This is a genomic window from Hyella patelloides LEGE 07179 (assembly GCF_900659865.1).
GTDB lineage: Bacteria > Cyanobacteriota > Cyanobacteriia > Cyanobacteriales > Xenococcaceae > Hyella > Hyella patelloides.
In genome coordinates this window covers 1-20,301 of record NZ_LR213795.1, presented here as the reverse complement: position 1 = coordinate 20,301, position 20,301 = coordinate 1, and the positions used below count along the sequence as shown (strand labels likewise).

At 37.6% G+C, this 20,301-nt stretch carries 13 protein-coding genes; 6 read left to right on the top strand and 7 right to left on the bottom strand.

The window, feature by feature from the left end:
• Positions 1-38 precede the first annotated feature (38 nt).
• Entirely contained in the window at positions 39-629 is a 591-nt protein-coding gene (locus H1P_RS07215) for an Npun_F5749 family FMN-dependent PPOX-type flavoprotein (RefSeq protein WP_144865571.1), read from the top strand.
• A gap of 231 nt (positions 630-860) precedes the next feature.
• Here the strand turns inward: H1P_RS07215 and H1P_RS07210 are convergent, their stop codons facing one another.
• Complete coding sequence (locus H1P_RS07210) at positions 861-1,694, bottom strand: TrmH family RNA methyltransferase (RefSeq protein ID WP_144865569.1); 834 nt, start codon at positions 1,692-1,694, stop codon at positions 861-863.
• 194 nt (positions 1,695-1,888) lie between these two features.
• Positions 1,889-4,246: an ATP-dependent Clp protease adaptor ClpS gene (locus tag H1P_RS07205; RefSeq protein ID WP_144865567.1), complete on the bottom strand. Its 2,358-nt coding sequence runs from the start codon at positions 4,244-4,246 to the stop codon at positions 1,889-1,891.
• Between the two features lie 282 nt (positions 4,247-4,528).
• On the opposite strand from H1P_RS07205, the gene H1P_RS07200 reads away from it, so the two are divergent.
• The gene (locus H1P_RS07200) at positions 4,529-5,167 is read left to right on the top strand and encodes a LysE family translocator (protein WP_144865565.1); all 639 of its coding nucleotides are present in this window, start codon (positions 4,529-4,531) and stop codon (positions 5,165-5,167) included.
• A 289-nt stretch (positions 5,168-5,456) separates the two neighbouring features.
• Here the strand turns inward: H1P_RS07200 and H1P_RS07195 are convergent, their stop codons facing one another.
• The 3 genes from H1P_RS07195 to H1P_RS07185 form a co-directional block, all read right to left on the bottom strand.
• Positions 5,457-5,915, bottom strand: a complete 459-nt coding sequence (locus H1P_RS07195) for a GNAT family N-acetyltransferase (RefSeq protein WP_144865563.1) — start codon at positions 5,913-5,915, stop codon at positions 5,457-5,459.
• Between the two features lie 229 nt (positions 5,916-6,144).
• Positions 6,145-6,897, bottom strand: coding sequence for a serine O-acetyltransferase (cysE, locus tag H1P_RS07190; RefSeq protein ID WP_144865561.1), 753 nt, complete (start codon positions 6,895-6,897; stop codon positions 6,145-6,147).
• A 98-nt stretch (positions 6,898-6,995) separates the two neighbouring features.
• A complete protein-coding gene (locus H1P_RS07185) occupies positions 6,996-7,475 on the bottom strand; it encodes a hypothetical protein (protein ID WP_144865559.1) in 480 nt (159 codons plus the stop codon).
• A 432-nt stretch (positions 7,476-7,907) separates the two neighbouring features.
• Between H1P_RS07185 and H1P_RS35840 the strand changes: the two genes are divergently transcribed.
• Together H1P_RS35840 and psb34 are read left to right on the top strand one after the other, a co-directional pair.
• On the top strand, positions 7,908-8,075 hold the full coding sequence (locus H1P_RS35840) for a hypothetical protein (RefSeq protein WP_186375875.1): 168 nt from the start codon (positions 7,908-7,910) through the stop codon (positions 8,073-8,075).
• A 393-nt stretch (positions 8,076-8,468) separates the two neighbouring features.
• Positions 8,469-8,648 carry a photosystem II assembly protein Psb34 gene (psb34, locus tag H1P_RS07180; protein ID WP_144865557.1) on the top strand — a complete coding sequence of 60 codons (180 nt, stop codon included), beginning with the start codon at positions 8,469-8,471 and terminating at the stop codon, positions 8,646-8,648.
• Positions 8,649-8,706: 58 nt separating this feature from the next.
• Here the strand turns inward: psb34 and proS are convergent, their stop codons facing one another.
• Entirely contained in the window at positions 8,707-10,512 is a 1,806-nt protein-coding gene (proS, locus tag H1P_RS07175; protein ID WP_144865555.1) for a proline--tRNA ligase, read from the bottom strand.
• A gap of 183 nt (positions 10,513-10,695) precedes the next feature.
• Here proS and H1P_RS07170 point away from each other — a divergent pair, with 183 nt between their 5' ends.
• A complete protein-coding gene (locus H1P_RS07170) occupies positions 10,696-14,709 on the top strand; it encodes a two-partner secretion domain-containing protein (protein WP_144865553.1) in 4,014 nt (1,337 codons plus the stop codon).
• Between the two features lie 362 nt (positions 14,710-15,071).
• Positions 15,072-18,956 carry a two-partner secretion domain-containing protein gene (locus tag H1P_RS07165; RefSeq protein ID WP_144865551.1) on the top strand — a complete coding sequence of 1,295 codons (3,885 nt, stop codon included), beginning with the start codon at positions 15,072-15,074 and terminating at the stop codon, positions 18,954-18,956.
• A gap of 326 nt (positions 18,957-19,282) precedes the next feature.
• Here the strand turns inward: H1P_RS07165 and H1P_RS07160 are convergent.
• The coding region (locus tag H1P_RS07160; RefSeq protein ID WP_144865549.1) for a peptidase domain-containing ABC transporter at positions 19,283-20,301 on the bottom strand (1,019 nt) is incomplete at its 5' end.

Genomic DNA, 20,301 nt, shown 5'->3' with positions numbered 1-20,301 from the left:
TCTTATTCCTCGTTCCTCATTCCTCATTCCTTAAATTTATGTCTGATAATCTTGCTCTTTGGCGATCGCATATTTCCCACGCTCTCCATCGCAATCGAGCCAAACCCTACAGTGGATACGTTCAATTAGCTACTATTGACCCTGAAGGATTACCTACTAACCGCACGGTAGTCTTTCGGGGTTTTCTAGAGCAAACCAATCAACTACAATTCATTACTGATACTCGGAGTCAAAAATATATCCATCTTCAACAAAAGCCTTGGGGTGAAATCTGCTGGTACTTTACTAAAACCCGCGAACAATTTCGCATTGCAGGTAATTTGGCTTTGGTAACTTCTCAAGAAAGTAATTCAGACTTGCTCAAAGCTCGTGAAATAATGTGGCAAAATATATCCGATTCAGCCAGAATCCAATTTGCTTGGGCGAATCCTGGGGAAGTTCGAGAAACCACACCAGAAGCTTTTAATCCCGATCCTCCTTCGGAAAAACAACCCGTGGACAATTTTTGTTTGTTGTTATTAGAGCCTAAAAAAGTAGATCGTTTAGAGTTAAGAGGCGATCCACAAAATAGGTATTTGTATGAGTTGCGATCTGATAATACTTGGGAAGAAAAAGAAGTTAATCCTTAGTTATCTAGGAACATCGGCTATTGGAATATTGATATCCAAAGTCCAATGCAATAATGTTTAAGCTTTGAGGTTCATAATCAACTAGCTTATTCGGTAACGCTACTTTCAAAGCAGTTGAAATTAAGCGATCGCTTATTGGTAATTCGGCGATAAATGTATTCAACTGTCCGCTTGAGTATGAAACTCAAAATAGCAGTCGATCGGGACGATTAAAAAACCGCCCTTAAAAATTTAACGCTTTCTTGATTTGCTATTTGTTTTTGATTTATAAACCTCATACAATAACAGACTTCCTGCCACTGCCAAGTTTAAAGAATCACTTTTCCCCACCATTGGAATACGAATTAAGTGGTGACATAAATCTTGCTGATTTTTGCTTAATCCTTTTCGTTCTTCTCCCAGAAATATTATTGTAGAACGAGGATATTTAAAGCAATGAAAATCAACATTTCCTGCTAAAGAAGCTCCCACAACGCCACAATTATGGCGACATATCCAGTGTTCGAGAGAAGAATACGTAGTACGTATTAGCGTTTGATGGAATAATGCACCCATGGTTGCTCGGATCGCATCAGGAGCGTAAGGATCGATATTTTTGCCGATAAAAATAAATCCTCCACCACCAATAGCTTCAGATGTGCGAATCAATGTTCCTAAATTACCAGGATGGCGTACTTTTTCTAAAGCAATCCAACACAATCCAGTATTAGGAGATGCTTGATGCAGTTTTGTCCATTTTTGGTGAACTATCGCTGCAATACCAGAAGCTTTTTTGGCATGGGAAATGATTCTAAATTCTTCAGGAGTTAGCTTAATTGTTTTAACCCCATTACGTCGCAAACTTCTTACTAACTTGCGTGCTGGGGGTACAATTAACAACTTCTCACTATACAAGATAGTTGCAATCTGAAAATTGTTTTCAGCTACTTGTATAAAATTACGCACTCCTTCAATATAAAAAAGATTATTGCGATCGCGAAAGGCACGATTAGATTGGAGTTGAGCAACCTCAGTTAAAGCCTTTTTCACTTCTAACTGATTGCTGTCGATACTAAGATCGACCATCCCCCTTGAGAGTTAATTCACTCTCGATTAATAATTTTGTGTCAAACATTTCAACAAAGCGGTTTGATTCCCGCAATTATGATTTTATTCTCGATCCCGATTTTAGTACATATCACACCATAACAATACTTTTTTCAGAATTAAATCATGCCAGCGATCGCAAAATCCGAGAATTGTCTTTGACTATAATTTCATTAATCAACTTTAGCCCAACAGACATCCATGGTTAAACCTGCATTACTTAACTGGGTACGATATAGTTCGGCTAATGATTGTGAACCTTCCCAAACTACAGCTTGACCTTCATCATGTACTTGGTTTGTTAGTTTCCATGCAAGCTCTTGCTTCATATCAGGAATATGTTTTGATAAACAATGGGAGACGTATCTAAACGTATTAACATTATCGTTGAATACAGTTACTAAATATATTTCAGTCTTTTCTGTTATTTCGATTTTTTGGCGATCGCCTAAGCTCAATTCTCGTTTCTCAGTATAAGATACATTTTTAAGCATTTGAGGATTAAGTAAATAAGCCTGGTTATAATCATCTAAAACGTCTTCATCTCTACCGAGTCTATAGTAAGCTAAACTTCTACCAAAATAAGCTTCAGCTAAGTTAGGTTCTAATTCTAAAGCATAATTAAAATCCATAACAGCTTCTTGATTTTTACTGAGGGAAAGATATAAATGACCTCTTCTTAAGTAAGTATCGGCTTTTTCTGGATTAACTTGAAAATTTTGTCGATGCTTATTGATTCCTAAATCTATAAAATGTTCTTTTAGCAGACGATGAATAAATATATATCCGCCACCTATCTTTTGCAATAAATTAATTCGCGCTGCGTAGTTGAGAAAATCGGCATAATTCCAAGGAGTATAATTGTAATATCTTGATAAAACTCTTAGTACAAAGTGTTGAATACAAGTAATTCCACCTTTGACCATAGCTAACACAAAACTACTAACACCAACCAGACAAAGTATTCTGCCAAATAAATATGATATGGGAATTAATCCTTGTAAAGATGTTGCTCCAACTGCGAAAAAAATCACTCCAACAGTAGTAAGTGAAATTGCATTTTTGGCAGAGTTCACAATACCTTGATTGGGTATTGTTGTATTCTTAAGCTGATTATTAGTAATGCCCCCTAAAAGGAAGATAGTTAAGCAGATACCTATTAAATAAATGGAGGTTTGAGAAGTTAAGAATAAATATAGCCCAATTAAGAAAATACCAGGAATAACTTTCAGAACTTTGCGCCAAGACCATTGAAGTTTAGATACTGGTTCAATCGAATCAATTTGAGCCGAAAAACTAACTAATATAATCAAGATTAATCCTGTAATTTGATAGTCAATCGTCAAGTGGTCTACTATGCTATACAAACTATAAACTAATCCCCAAAGTAAGCTATAAATTAACTTTACTCCCCAAGAGTAATATTTATAGGCTGGAACATCATTAGCTTTATTCCATTGGTGTTGAGAGAAAAAGAATCCATTTTGAGAGTTTATTTTTAACAAGCTAGGTTGCATTTTCTCAATTAAGAATACTGTTTGTGAATTTTGATGCATTCTAAAAGCTAATTCACTAAGCCAATTAATTGTCTGTTGTTGAGGATAAGGTGCATTGTTCCCTCGACGAGAAAACATTCTCTGAATATAGGCATTAAATAAATGTTGGCGTTTTGCTTCTTTTGATTCTAGTTTAGGTAAATCTTCATTATTTGTTCCTTGATAAGCCAAAATAGCTATATTGAGCATTAGAGGAGTTGTCACTAATTCTTGTATCTGACAATCTTGTTTTAATAAGTTATTAATTATGGCAACTTCAGAACCTAAATTATTTAAATATTCTTGAATTTGCTTTAAATTGAGGGGTTGTAGATAAACTGAACTCTGTAATTTTAGCTTTTCTGGGATGGTTTCATAGTCTTTGGCACGACTACAAACGACAATTTCAGTATTACCATATTCTTTTGTAAAATCATTTAAAGCTTGGACACATAAAAAACGTTTATTTTCTGCTATTTCATCTAATCCATCAAATAATAGTAATAGTTGTTGCTGCTTTAACCAAAGTTGACTAATTTGGCGAGAAACTTGATATTGAGTGTTTAATTCTGAGATGAGCCAATCTGCAATAGACTGTTTAGTATTATCCCAAGAAGTTAAATTTAAAATAACAGGAATAAGGCAATTAATATCTTGTTCTGCTTGTTCTATTAAGTGACGTGCAATTTCTATTAGAGCAGTAGTTTTGCCCGAACCAGGTTCCCCTAAGATTAGTAGAGAACGCCCTGAACCCATCTCTTTGAAAAAATTAACTATTTTAGTTTCTGGTGGTAGTTTCGTTCTAGATTGTTCGGTAGATTCCCAAGTAATACCTACAGGTGATGCAATCTCATCTAGTCTTTCTTCTAAGCTTAATTCTATTAGAACTTGTTTATATAAAGATTTTTCTAATACTCCTTTAACCCAATAGTTTCTAACTTTATTGATTAAAAATTTTCGCTGACGTAAAAGTTCTTTATTTGTAATTTGTGACATAAATAAATTGATGAAATTTTTCTAATTGATCTAATGTTATCCAAATCTAATTATTGAAGATGCGATCTATATTCTAAATATAGTAATAATTATTAGATATCGCTAATAATTATTATGTAAAAACCAACTATCACAGTCATTTTAACCTATTTGTATTTTGATAATTGTTTAAGTCCCGTTAGTCTAACTTAGCCACAAATAGTTAATAAAAGGTTGGGGATTTGAGATTAAGCTGTTGTAAAGTTGTTAGTGAAACCTAATTTGGAGGAATAGTAGAGCAACGTGATTGATTCTCAGTTACTCACATTTATTGGAGTTATCTCTATTCTAACTATAACTCCTGGTTCATCAACCATTCTTGTCGCACGAAGTACTATGGCTAGTGGTCAAAGTGCAGGTTTTCTAGTAGTTCTTGGAGGATCGATAGGTGTATTTGTACACGCTGCTTTGTCAGCATTGGGTTTATCCTTAATATTAGTCCAATCAGCACGAGCATTTGAGGTTGTGAAGCTACTGGGAGCAGCATATCTTATTTTTCTGGGTGTTCAGTCTATTTGGCGAGCTTTTTCTCAAAAAAATAACTCTGTAGTAAGTAATCAGATATTGGTAGACAAGAGAAAAACAAAATACACATCTCTCTTAGAAGGATTGTTAACTATCATTCTCAGTCCAGAGACAGCAGTATTTTATCTAGCGATACTGCCACAATTTATTGGCTATGGTGAATCTGTTTTCTTTAAATCGTTCTTGCTTGCAGCTATTCATGCAATGGTTAGAGTTGCTTGGTATTCAACACTGACAGTTTTTGTTGGGCGGATGATGACTGTATTTAACCGTCCGCGTATTCAAAAATGGTTTGAACTCTCAAGCGGAGCAGCGTTGGTCTTCTTTGGTTTTAAGGTGGCCACTGCAAAGCGGTGAAAAATAAATGATTCTGAGCCACAATCACAGCATAACTCAACTGTTAGCTTGCTGAGTTATCGATCCAGGTAGTGCGACAGTAATGCATTGCAAACACTGGAATCATCAAATGTGATCGACAAAACTTCCAATTTATTGATTGTGTTGGGCTTTACTCCGTGCAACCCAACCTACTAGAACGTCTAGACTTTTTTTGATTAATAATTAATTTGATGATTATTAGTCACTTTGAAATTAGCTAATGTTAAGGTGGACATTACCCATCCTGCCACTGCATCGAAAAGCAATCTCAAAATTTATACTGCATAATCATTTCTCCATCCTCATCCATATCACCAGTGTCTGTAAAGCCCATCTTTTCATAAAATTTTCCAGGACTTCCATCGCCAGTAACACAGCTTGTCAATAGCTCCTTTGCTCCAGGGCGTGTTTTGGCGTATTTTAGTACTAATTTCAAAGTGCGCTGTCCAAACCCATGCTTTTGGAAACGTGCATCAATCATAAATCGCCAAAGATAATAAGATGAGTTAACCTGGTCGTCTACCAGCATCACGAAACCAACTGGTACCTCATCAACATAAATGGCTCTAAACCAAGCAACCTCTGGATAAAAATGGGCTTGAGCAATAGATACAGCATTGGAAGCAACGAAATTTTCTTGTTCGCTGGTTACTTTCAAATCCAGGATGTTGTCGAGGTTTTCCTTAGTGATTTCCTGTAGTGTAACTATTGCACTTGATAATACCATTTCTCAAAACTATCTCAAAACTTCAGAAAATTAGCGAGAACTAGGCGAAAAACTACACTTTGACTTCGTAAGGTGGGTAGTATAGTTACTTGTAGTTACTTGGGCAAAAAGAATCTTGTCCTGCTACTTCTTTCTTCTACAGGTCGTTTTCGCCAACCGCTTAACTCCATGCAACCCAACTTAACATTAGTCCTTCCTTATTCTTTGTTCCTAGCTCTCCTTTTCTTACTCAAAGTGAGCCTTCGAGGAACTCTCTAATTTCTTTGTCTTTCAATTTGCAACAATCTCCAGATTCATCATTTGCTGATTCTGAGAGAACTTTTGCTACTAGAGAGTGACTTCGAGAACTTGCTTGTCTTAACTCTTTGACTTCTTCTTCTAAAGATTCGATACGATCTACTAATCTTCTGATAACTGCTGCTTCTGAGTCGGGTAAATTGCCATGTTCGAGGGGATTAACTTTTACTCCAGAACGATATACAATTCTCCCTGGAACGCCTACCACCGTACAATCAGAAGGTACATCCCTTAGCACTACTGAGCCAGCACCAATCCGCACTTCGTTACCGATCTGAATATTACCTAAGACTTTTGCACCACCACCAATAACTACGTTTTCGCCTAAAGTGGGATGGCGTTTTCCTGTTTCTTTTCCTGTACCGCCTAGAGTTACCCCCTGATAGATCAGACATTTATCACCGATAATCGCTGTCTCTCCAATCACTACTCCCATACCATGATCGATAAAGACACCCTGACCAATTTGCGCTCCTGGGTGGATTTCAATACCTGTAAAGAAACGAGCTAGATGGGATATAAAGCGAGGAACAAAGGGAATACCAATATTGTATAGCCAATGGGAAAAGCGATGAAAGGATAAAGCCTGTAACCCTGGATAGCAGAGTAATACCTCTAACCAATTACGGGCTGCTGGATCGCGCTCAAAGATAATACGAAAGTCGGCAATTAAGGAAGATAGCACTGATTTTGATGATTCAATTTACTTCATTGCTCATCTATTTTATCGTTATCTTGCCTTCTGACACATCTTTATTAGGTAGTATAATCCGTCATTAATTTCTATGGTTGAACAGATAAACGGTATGGCGATCGCTGATTGGGGGACATTGAACCTACCCAAATATGATAAGTTCCTGCTGACCAGTTACTATCTTGAATTACTGCATCTTGACTTTCGTTTTGACCCAATCCGCAGCGAATACTGTTTGTAGTTACGTCTTTAACTATTAAAGTAGTGTCACTTCCTCCACTATCGATTTGCAGAGTTAATTGAGCAAAATTACCTTTTAAAGTTATGATGTGGTCTGGTTGAGGATCGCCATAACCTAAACAAGGATTTCCATCGCGATCGCTATTAGTTATGGATGCTAAAGAATAAGCACCTCCTGTATTTCCTGTAACTATTCCCCCTGTTTCATTCGATCCCACTGCCAAAACTAAATCATTAAAATTTTTTTTCTGAGCTAAGGCTACCCCAGATATTGAACACACTAAGGTAGTCATCAAGAAGAAATACTTGAGATTTTTTGATTTAGTCATAGTTAGAATTTCTTTTAACAATATTCTGTAAAAGAAAAGTAGAGAAGCTAATTTTTTTATAACCATTAAACTTATCTTTAGTTTAGTAGATAAAATGACCTAACAATGCTTACGATAGAATTCTTTATGTCCTACAAATTTGATTTAAATCAATAATCTGTCTAATAAGGGATGAGGAACTTCGTTCAGGGATGAAGTATGAGGATTGAGGGATGAGGAAAGAATTTTCCTTACTTCTTATCCTTGAATCTCGATCCTTAATAAAGTCCTTCATCAGGAATGAGGACGGAGGACAGTCACAAGACAAGAAGTAACTTCGGCTGCCCACTAAAGAAAAACTATCAACATAGTGGTCTTATAAATTAATTAAAGTACGATTCGCTCACAAAGTACTATAGGTATCAGCCACCTTAACTAAAATTTTACCTAAATATGTCTATTTTTGTAATTATATTCTTGCTGCTGTTCGGCAATTGGCTACTTTCCGATCTCTTAGTATTTTTTCCTTTAAGTCTGATCGAAAGAATTAGTTCTTTAAGCTGGTTAGTAATGGCAATTTCTGCTCTTTTATTTTTGAGTTGGTGTTTAGGAGATGATTGATCTGGTTTTCCTTCCTTGAAGATAGATGGACTGGGAAAGAACCTAATTACCAATCCCTAATTCCTAATCACGGAGGCGAGACGCAGAAACCCTCCTCTCTTATTTAACCAGTTATAAGCTTTGTTTAATTCTTCCACTTTGTGCATAGTGGAATAAGGCACGCGTGGTGGGTTTAATTTCCCCACTATAACAGTCAAGCCTATAGCCTATAGCCTATAAGCAAGCGCGCTAATCGCGATCGCGATTTTAATGCCGAGATTCTCCCCTTAATAACTTCAATCTTTATCTCAAAAGATAGATTTGTTAGGCACAATGTAAACTTTTATTGTAGGATAAGACGCATAACGATATGTTTGATCACAATTCTTAATTAATACATAAGAGGTTTTATTTATGCCCTATACAACTGAAGAAGGCGGAAGACTTAACAACTTTGCTAGTGAGCCAGAGATGTACACAGCAGAGCCTCCCAGTGGTTCAGAAAAACGCAATTATCTCATTTTGGGTGTCTTGGGTGTTGCCCTAATTGGAGGTGTGATCGCAGTAGCGGTTTATGCTTCTGGTGCTGTGTAACAAGTTTGGATTGAGATGCCAAAGTAGTGAGGTGGGTATTTCCCACCCTTGGATATCTCTATTTTTTACTTTCAATTACCCATTGCTTAACAGTAGAGACAACTTCTTCTACAGGAATATCTTGAGATTCTTTGGTTGCTCTAGTTACTACTTCCAGTTTTCCTTCAGAAAGCGATCGCCCTGTAACAATACGATAGGGAATCCCGACTAATTCACTATCTTTGAATTTAGCACCTGCTCTTTCTTTACGATCATCTAAAAGAGTTTCTACCCCCGCTTCATTTAATTCTTGGTAAATTTTTTCTGCTACCGCCATTTTTTCTGCATCGTTGATATTAGGAACAACCACAATAGCATGGTAAGGTGCGATCGCAACAGGCCAAATAATACCGTTTTCATCGTGAGATTGTTCCACTGCTGCTTGAGCGATACGAGATACGCCGATACCATAACAACCCATCCACAGAGGCTCGCTTTTACCCTGTTCGTTGGTGTAGGTAGCTCCCATTGTTTGAGAATATTTGGTTCCTAATTGGAAAATGTGTCCTGCTTCGATACCCCTAGCAGATTGCAAAATTTGACTAGGATCGTTAATGCTTCTTTCTCCAGCTTTAGCGGTTCTGACATCTACTACTAGCTTGGGCAAAATAAATCGATCGCCCCAATTAGCACCTACTACGTGATACCCAGACTCATTAGCACCAGTAACAAAATTAGTTAACTCAACGGCGGTTTTATCTACCATACGGACAAACTGTGCCACAACATTATCTGTTATGGAAATATAATCATCCGCCAGATCGGGAGCAATATAACCTAAAGGCAAAGGCTTAGAACACCATTTTTGTTGTGCGCTCGTATCGGGTACTCGCAAAGAAATAATAGTTTGTGCTTTGTAATCTGGTGCTAGTTTGACTAACTCATTATATAGTTTTACTTCGTTAACATCTTGATCGCCACGAATACTCACTAAAATCAAAACCGTTATGCCATTATCGTAAACTGTTTCGTAAAGCACATTTTTGACGATCGCTGTAGGAGAACATTTAAAAGTTTCACTCAACTTAGCAATGGTATCGGTATTGGGAGTCTCTAATTTTTCATAGCTGGTAAATGTGGAAGCTACCGCATCGGTGGTTAGAGAAACCGCCTTTTCTACATTGGCTGCATAATCACCGTTTTCTGTGTAGAGAATTTCATCTTCTCCTGCATCCGCTAAAATCATAAATTCCTGCGAACCCGCACCCCCAATTGCTCCAGAATCCGCATCTACAGGGCGAAAATCTAAGCCACAGCGAGTAAAGATATTGTGATACGCCTGAGCCATATCTTGAAAGGTTTCTTTCAGCGATGCTTCGTCAGTATCAAAAGAATAAGCATCTTTCATAATAAATTCTCGTCCCCGCATCAAGCCAAAACGAGGGCGAATTTCATCGCGAAACTTAGTTTGTATCTGATATAAATTAATCGGCAGTTGACGATAAGAACGAATCATATCTCTAGCGATCGCTGTAATTACTTCTTCATGGGTAGGCCCTAAACCTGACTGTCTATCCTGACGATCTATCAGCGAAAACATGATTCCTTCTGCTTTAGTGTAGGTATCCCAACGCCCCGATTCTTGCCACAATTCTGCTGGTTGTAATTGGGGTAATAAACATTCTTGCGCTCCCGTTTTGTTCATTTCTTCACGAACAATTTGAGACACTTTTTGCAATACTCGCCACATTAGAGGCAGATAAGCATAAATACCGCTACCAATTCTGCGAATATAGCCAGCACGAACTAATAGCTTATGACTGGGGATTTCGGCATCTGCTGGATCTTCCCTTAAAGTCACAAATAACATTTTAGATAAGCGCATTATTAATTTTTCCCTTTTTACAATCAGAGATTCATTATCCTACAAATTAAGGAACAAGGAACGAGGAAGAGGAGCAAAGAACAAATGGTAAATATGGTTGTAAGGCTTGCACTCTAGACAGTAAAGATCTTTTAATAATTGTTCAATTACTAATAATCTATAAAATTCTAGAAGTATAGATCTATGATATGGAAAAATAAAGACTCGGATCGGCTACTATACAGCCCCCAGATTAAGTCTTTAGGCAAAATTATTCCATCACCTATTTTAACTATTGCCTACTTTCACGCCTGTAATTCAATTTCCCTACTTTACCTATTTGCCACATTTTTTAACCAACCAACCATTATGAAATTTATCGATCGCTTTGGCTTATTCTCTGGTTTATTTTTCAGTAGTATTATTGTTCTTCCTAGTTCGGCACAGATTACCGTAGATGGCACAACATCTACTGATGTCAGTCCCACAGAAACAGGCGTTCAGATTGATAATGGCGATCGCAATAGCGGTAATTTATTTCATAGCTTTGGTGAATTTTCTGTTCCTACAGGAACTGAAGCTTTTTTCAATAATGCCAACGATATCGTTAATATTTTTTCTCGCGTTACAGGAGGGAACATATCTAATATAGACGGCATTTTAAGAGCTAATGGTGCAGCTAATTTGTTTTTAATTAATCCTGCGGGGATTGTTTTTGGCGAAAATGCTAGTTTACAGCTAGGCGGTTCATTTTATGGCAGCACTGCCGATAGTATTATCTTTCCCGATGGTGAATTTAGTGCCACAGACTTAGAAAATCCCCCTTTAATTACGATTAATGCACCCATTGGTTTAGGCTTTCGCGAGGAACCAGGAGATATTGTTCATCGCTCGGCTGCTAATGGTTTTGGTTTATTTGTTAATGAAGGAAACACATTGGCTTTAATTGGGGGGAATGTAAACTTAGAAAATGGCTCAATTACCTTTGCCCCAGGAGGAACAGTTGAATTAGGGGGGTTAGCTGCAACAGGAACAATTGATATTACTGAAGATGGTAGTTTGAGTTTTCCTAATGATGTGGCTAAAGGAAATGTTTCTATTAGCGATTCTTCTCTCATTGCGGTGTTTCTCTTAGGAGAAAGCGATCTCGATCTTGATACAGGAGATATTAAGATTACTGCTAATTCTTTAGCCATTAATAATGGTGCTACGTTACTTGCCAATACTTTAGGACAAGGTAATGGCGGAGAAATTAACATCACTACTGGTTCTTTAACTCTCAGTAATGGAGCTACTTTAAGGGCTATTACATCAGGACAAGGCAATGCAGGAAATGTCACCATCAACGCGACAGAAAACATGACTCTTGATGGTCAAAATGAATCGGTAGGAATCTTTACAGGAGTGCTTGATGAGGCAATTGGTAATGGGGGAGAAATTAACGTTACTACTGGTTCTTTAACTCTCAGTAATGGAGCTACTTTAAATGCTGTTACATCAGGACAAGGTAATGCAGGAAATGTAGTTGTTAATGCCAGAGAAAATATTTCTTTCGATAGTCAAGGAAGCAATAGTAATAATGGTATTTTTAGCTTTACTGATTCTGCTGTTACTGGTAAATCGGGCAATGTTGAAATTAATGCCAATTCTATAACTTTAGATAATGGTTCGGAAATTAATATTGATAGTGTGAATGAAGTAGGGGATATCTCTATAAACGCCATAGAAATAGTTTCTTTATCTAATGGTTCATCTATTCTTGCCAGAGGAGCAGATCGAGGTTCAATTAATATCGAAGCCGAAAACTTAGAACTAACTGCGGGTAGTGATATATTTGCTGGTATTGCTAGTAATTCTGGTTTCGCAGAGGCTCAAGCAGGAGATATTACAATTAGCCTGACAGAAGATTTAACAATTGATAGTCTTGACCGTGAAATCATAACCAACATTACTAATCAAAACTTCGGTACAGGTAACGCAGGTAATATCGGGATCGATGCGCGCAATATCTTTTTATCTAATAGTGGTCAAATAAGTAGCTTAAGTTCTGGACAAGGAAACACGGGCAATATAACTTTAAATGCGACAGGTGATATTGTTGTGGATGGCGCGAATTCTGATTTTGTTAGCCAAATATCTTTAGTTATTGGTGAAGAAGGAATAGGAAACATAGGAGATATTGACATTCAAGCTCAAAATTTGACTATAACTAATGGAGGTGAAATTAGGCAGGGCGTTTTAGGTGCAGCTGGCAATAGTGGTGATATTAATCTCAAAATTGCCGATACAATTTTGGTCGATGGTTTTGCAGAAGTATTACTTAGCGAAGATGAAGCAATAGTAGACACTTTACCTTTAACCCCTTTCTTCCGCAGTTCAATCGGTAGCCTTCTGGGAAATAACAGTATTGGTGATTCGGGAGATATTAACATTAATACCAAAAATCTTTTTTTATCTCGTAACGGAAGCATTTTTACTTCTCCTCTCGGACAAGGCGACGCTGGTGATGTAAACATTAATGCTGAAGTAATTACTATTGGTGAACAGGGAAATACAAGCATTGCTCCTAGTAATATTCTTAATGGAGCCGTAAGTGGTATTCTCGATCCATCAATAGAAGGCAATGCAGGAAATGTAACTATTAACACTAATTCTTTATCTATTAGTGATGGTGGTGACATAAATACCAGTATTACTGGTGTTGGCAAAGGTGGAGATATCAAAATTACTGCTACGGAATTTGTGTCTGTAAATGGAACTGGTATCCTTAATGGTGAAGAATTTCCTAGCGAAATTACGGCTAGTACCGCGCCAGATAGTACTGGTGATGGAGGTAATATAGACATTATCACTCCAAAATTGTCTGTAACTAATTTTGCTGAAATCCGTTCTCAAGCACGTGGAGAAGGTAATGCTGGTTTTATTAACATTACTGCAAATGATTCACTTACATTAGCCAATACTGGTGTAATTAGGGCTGAGGTAAGACCAGGAGCTACAGGAAATGGTGGCAGTATTAGTATTGAGACAAACAACTTAAATTTAAGAGATGGCTCTTTAATTGGGGTTGATGTTCTAGAGGAAGCAATTGGAAATGGCGGAAATATCATAGTAGAAACTGAAACTTTAACTCTTAGCGAAGGCTCACAAATTTCTGCTACTACTTCTGGTAATGGAAATGCTGGTTCTTTAACTATTAATGCTACTGAGTCAATCAATCTTAGTGGTACTCAAGAACAATCTCGTGGTGGTTTTTTTGCTGGTGCTTTTATAGATAATGGCAAAGGAGGAGATATCTTTGTTTCTACAGGAGAACTAACTATTAGTGATGGTGCAACTATTACTGTGAGTAACTTTTCTAGTTTGGGTTTTCTCGAACCAGGAACAGGAGAATCAGGAAACCTAAGAGTTGAAGCTGATTCTGTTACTTTAGACAACGATGCCAGAATTGATGCTGCGACTCAATCGGGTAATGGAGGGAATATCACTTTTGAAGTGGCAGAGAATCTAACCTTACGGAACAATAGCCTCATTTCTGCGAGAGCTTTCAATCGAGCTAATGGTGGCAACATCAACATTGATGCCGAGTTGATCATTGCTTTCCCCAATCAAAATAACGATATTATCGCTAACGCACAACAGGGAAGAGGGGGCAATATTAACATTACTGTGGAATCTTTATTCGGTATCGAAGAACGTCCTTTAAATCCCGTGACTAATGATATCAATGCTAGCTCTGACTTTGGCTTAGATGGCACGGTTTTTATTAACACTCTCGATACTAACTCTCTCCGTGGAACAGCAGAATTGCCAGTTAAGATAGTGGCTTCTGAGGTAGTTACTTCTGATGCTTGTAGTGCATCCCAAACAGAAGACACATCTGGCTTAGCAGTTCGAGGAAAAGGAGGCGTACCACCGCAACCCACTGAACCTTTTGAGGGAGAAGTTGTGATTGTTGGGGAACAAACTTCCATTGGCAATTCTAATGTAGAAAGCAACCAATTAGCTAATCGAGAATCATCTCAATCGAGAGAAAATTCTGACAACCCTAATTTTATTCCCTCTCATATTAAACCTGTGGCAACTACAGAGGCTGGAGAAAAATTGTATTTAGCCAGAGGCGTTATTAAGCAAGATGATGGCACAATAATTTTAACGGCTTATCCTACTACTTCTAATAATTCTCGCGATGCCATTAATTCTGGAAACTGTCAATGAAGTGATGAGGACTGGCTTAGAAGGATAGTTAATAATTTTTGGATTGCTGATTGTTGAGAAATAATGATGAGAGATTGGGTATAAACAAGGTTGCCCTTAACTTTCTTCAATATTATTAATTTTTCAGTTATCAGTAGAGTCTCAGAAGCAAAAATATGTAAGATGAAAAAGATTTAAACTTTTTAAATTGGTATTCGAGTTTAATAGTTAATCTATAGTCGTTCCAATTAATTTCCTTACATTAAGTTTAATGGTTCGAGGGAACAGGGAACAGGGAACAGTCAAGTATAAGATTTTTATTTGGAATCACTATAATTGAATTTTCTGTTATTTTTGCTTTATTTTTACTTTGACCAATTGCGATGAAATTTCTGACTTATTTGTTTCCTGGTTTACTTTTCAGTAGTATTATTGTTCTTCCTAGTTCGGCACAGATTACCGTAGATGGTACAACATCTACTGATGTCAGTCCCACAGAAACAGGTGTTCAGATTGATAATGGCGATCGCAATAGCGGTAATTTATTTCATAGCTTTGGTGAATTTTCTGTTCCTACAGGAACTGAAGCCTTTTTTAATAATGCCAACGAGATCGTTAATATTTTTTCTCGCGTTACTGGAGGAAACATATCTAATATAGACGGCATTTTAAGAGCTAATGGTGCAGCTAATTTGTTTTTAATTAATCCTGCGGGGATTGTTTTTGGCGAAAATGCCAGTTTGCAGCTTGGGGGTTCATTTTATGGCAGCACCGCCGATAGTATCATCTTTCCCGATGGGGAATTTAGTGCGACAGACTTAGAAAATCCCCCTTTAATTACGATTAATGCACCCATTGGCTTAGGCTTTCGCGATCAACCTGCGGAGATTACTGTCAGAGGCAATGGTAACGGTTTAAGATTTACTGATAGTGAAGTAATTGATACTCAAGATGCTTTACGGGTAAATTCTGAGGCTACTATCGGTTTAATTGGCGGAAATCTTTTCTTAGAAAATGCAACTATTAAAACCGCAGGCGGAAGCATTGAACTTGGCAGTGTTGCAGGGGGAACAGTGGACTTAGTTGAAACAGCAAGAGGTTTTACCTTTGATTATTCTGCTGTGGAAAACTTTGGCGATATTTCTTTAACAGGAACAAGTATTGTTGATGCTAGTGGTTTGAGTAGCGGAGCAATTAACGTTACAGGTAATAATATTGCTATTACTGGTGTATCGGGATTGATTTCCCATACTTTAGGCTCAAACCCTGGGGAAGATATCAATGTGTTTGCTGCTGAATCTTTAACTATTACTGGAGTAGAAAACGAGCTTAATTTTAATAGTGCCATTGTTAGTCAAGTATTTCCCAGTGGAACAGCAGATGCAGGAGATATTAACATTGAAACTGGTAGTTTAGTATTAGGCGATCGCTCAGTTATTAGTACTTTTCTTTTAGGACAAGGCAGGGCAGGAAATATTAGTATCGAAGCTACAGAAAGGGTAATTCTTGAGAGTCAGGGAAATACAAGTGCGATCGTATCTGGTATAAATTCTGGTGCAATTGGTAATGGTGGAGAAATTAGTATTACAACAGGCTTTTTAACTCTGCTTGACGGAGCAAGATTAAATGCTAGTACTTCTGGTCAAGGTCAAGCAGGAGATATTACAATTGATGTCGATTCATTTACTGCTAATAATGCCTCTTTGTTTGCCAACAGTGTGACTCAAAATAGCGCGGGAAATGTAACTATCAATGCAAGAGATACCGTTACTTTAAATAATGATTCTTCTATTTTTGCTCCAGGAGCAGATCGAGGCTCGATAACTATTGAAGCTAGAAACTTAGAAATAACCTCTGGTAGTAGGTTGAATGCTGGTATTTTTGCGAATTCTGGTTCGGCAGAAGCTCAAGCAGGAGACATCATTATTAATCTCACCGAAGATTTATTAATTGATACTGCTGGTAGTCAAGAATTAACCTTTATTACTAATGATAATTTTGGAACTGGAAATGCAGGAAATATCGAGATTAATGCTCGCAATATCTCTTTGCTCAATGGTAGCAATATAACTAGCAACAGTTTGGGACAAGGAAACATTGGTAATATAACCTTAAATGCTACAGGTGACATTGTTGTAGATGGAGAAAATGATACTAACTTAAGTCAAGTTAATCAATTTGTAGCTGCCGAATCTACTGGCAATGTGGGTAGCATTAATCTACAAGCCCAAAATCTTACTCTGACTAATGGTGGTCGAATTGGTAGTGGAGTTGCGGGAACAGCTAATAGTGGGAATATCAATGTAAGTGTTGCAGACACAATTATAATTGATAGTTTTGCCGAATTAACTCGAAGTGATGGCACAACTAGCTTTTTGCCTAGTGAAATTGACAGTATTGTCGGTGATTCTGGTAATGGTAATTCAGGTGATATCAACATTAGTACCAACAATCTTCTTTTGTCCCGTAACGGACAAATCAACAGTACGATTTTTAGTCAAGGTAATGCTGGAAATATCAGTATTGATGCCAATGTTATTACTATGGGCGAACCAGGAAATTTAATGGTTGCTCCTAGTAATATTAGAAGCGTAGTATTTAATTCAGATAGCATACCCACAGACGTTGATATTGAACCTAATGAGATTAGGGCAGGAGATATTACAATTAACACTGGTTCTTTATCCATTACTGATGGAGCGGATATTAATGCAGGAATTAGCTCCGATAGTGTTGGCAATGGTGGCAACATTAATATTAATGCTACGGAAAGTATTTTTATGAACGGAACAGGAATAATTATTGATAGAGAAACACTTGATGAATTAGAAGTAGCTAGTAACATTAATAGTGATATTTTTCCAGGGGGCATGGGGAATACTGGAAACTTAACAATTAATACACCACAATTATCTTTAACTAATCGCGCTTTTATCTCCGCAGATGTCCGAGGAACAGGAGATAGTGGCAACATAGAAGTTAATAGCGAACAACTATCTTTAACTAATCGCACTTTTATCTCCGCAACTATTTTTGAAGGAGGACAGGGGACAGCAGGTTCTCTGGATATTAGTGCTACTGACTCTGTAGAATTATTAGACGATAGCTCGATCGTTGCCAATATTGCTGAAGGTGGAGAAGGCAGTGGTGGCAACTTATTTTTAGAAACAAGAAATCTGTTAGCTACCGATGGTTCGCAGATTGGCACTTCTACCTTTGGAGAAGGAAATGCAGGTTCAACGACTATACGTGTAACCGATACTATTGAATTAATTGGACTATCAGAAACTGGACGTAGTGGTTTGTTTGCTAGTGCCCTTGTAGAAGATGGCACAGGTGGAGATATTGTTGTTTCTACAGGAGAACTAATTATTAGTGATGGTGCAACTATCACAGTTAGTAACTTTTCTGGTTTGGGTTTAAGAGAACCAGGAACAGGGGAAGCAGGAAACCTAAGAGTTGAGGCTAATTCCATTACTTTAGACAACGATGCTGTAATTGATGCAGCTACTCAATCGGGTAATGGAGGAAATATTACTTTTGAAGTGGCAGAGAATCTAACCTTACGGAACAATAGCCTCATTTCTGCGAGAGCTTTCAATCAAGCTAATGGAGGAAATATCAATATTGATGCCGAGTTGATCCTTGCTTTCCCCAATCAAAATAACGATATTATTGCTAACGCACAACAGGGAAGAGGGGGCAATATTAACATTACTGTGGAATCTTTATTCGGTATCGAAGAACGTCCTTTAAATTCCGTTACTAATGATATTAATGCTAGCTCGGACTTTGGCTTAGATGGCACGGTTTTTATTAACACTCTCGATACTAACTCTCTCCGTGGAACAGCAGAATTGCCAGTTAAAATAGTAACTTCTGAGGTAGTTACTTCTGATGCTTGTACTGCATCCCAAACAGAGGAAACATCTGGTTTAGCAGTTCGAGGAAAAGGAGGCGTACCAGCCCAACCCACTGAACCTTTTGAGGGAGAAGTGGTGATTATTGGGGAACAAACTTCCATTGGCAATTCTGATGGAGAACACAACCAATTAGCTAATCGAGAATTATCTCAATCGAGAGAAAATTCTGACAACCCTAATTTTATTCCACCTCATATTCAACCTGTGGCAACTACAGAGGCTGGAGAAAAATTGTATTTAGCCAGAGGTGTTATTAAGCAAGATGATGGTACAGTAATTTTAACGGCTTATCCGACTACTTCTCATAATTCTCGCGATGCCATTAATTCTGGAAACTGTCAATGAAGGGATGAACCGTAAGGTATAGTGATTCCAAATAGAAACCGAACGATTTTTAGTAGCGAGTAGCAAGTAGCAAATAGGGAGTAGTGTTTAAAGATACAGCCTACTGCATTTTATTCTAGGACATGAAATATAAGGGAATTTTAATTAATTAATTATAGTAGGGTGGGCAATGCCCACCTTACTGCAATTTTGTGTATAGCACTACGGACTTACATTAGGACACTTATTACTTAATGACGAGTTACTTATTACTTCCTCGCAATCAAATAAACTTGTCCTAATACAACAATGGCAACGGCTATAACTACTCATAGCACGTTATGCCTTTATATTATGGTTTCTAAAAAATTAAGATGAGAGCCAGATTGCGATCGCAATTTTTGGGGAGAACCTTCTAGTTTTAACGAACCATCTTCGATAAAAATAATCCAGTCTGCACGGTTGATGACGCTGGGACGATGGGTAATGGTAATGGTGGTTTTACCTCGGCGATAAGTAAGCAATCTTTCTAGCACTTGAGCTTCGCTTACGGGGTCTAATGCTCCTGTGGACTCGTCTAAAATGAGAATTGGCGGATCGCTGACAATGGCTCTTGCTATTGCTAATCTTTGTCTTTGCCCTCCAGACATATTAGTACCAAACTCTCCTAACACTGTATGGTAGCCATCGGGTAAGCGATTGATAAACTCATCTGCACCAGTAATTTGACAGGCTGTTACTACCTGCTCAAAACTGATATGGGGATAGCTCAAACGAAAGTTATCGAAAATAGAACGACTCCAAAAGTGCGCCTCTTGGGGAATCAAAACTATTTGCCGACGCAAACATTCTAAAGCTAAATCAGGTTGGTGATATTTGCCATAACGAATACTACCAGAATCGATCTGATAGAGATTGGCAATGATTTTCGCTACAGTACTTTTACCACAGCCCGACTGTCCGATTAATGCGGTAAACTTACCCCCTGGTATTCTCACAGAAAAGTCTTCTAATAAATCCACCCTCCCTGGATAGTGAAAGTTAAGCTTGTGGCAAACAATATTCGCCGTTGCATCAAGATCTGCCCAAGGTTTTTGTATCTTGCTGGTTTCTGGAGTAGAGTCAATAACCTCATCAAGACGTTGAATCGCTGTTTGAGCTACCGCAAATTCATCCACAAAACCGATGATAGTGGCAATCAAGCCAATAAAATTAGCATTCATGCTGTTAAATGCCATCAATTGACCAATACTAAGGTTTTGAGCAATTACCAAACTACCACCATACCAAAGTAAAACCACCGAACTAATTGACGAAATAAATTGGGAAATTAAACCATTGGCGATTACAATTTGATTGGTGCGAA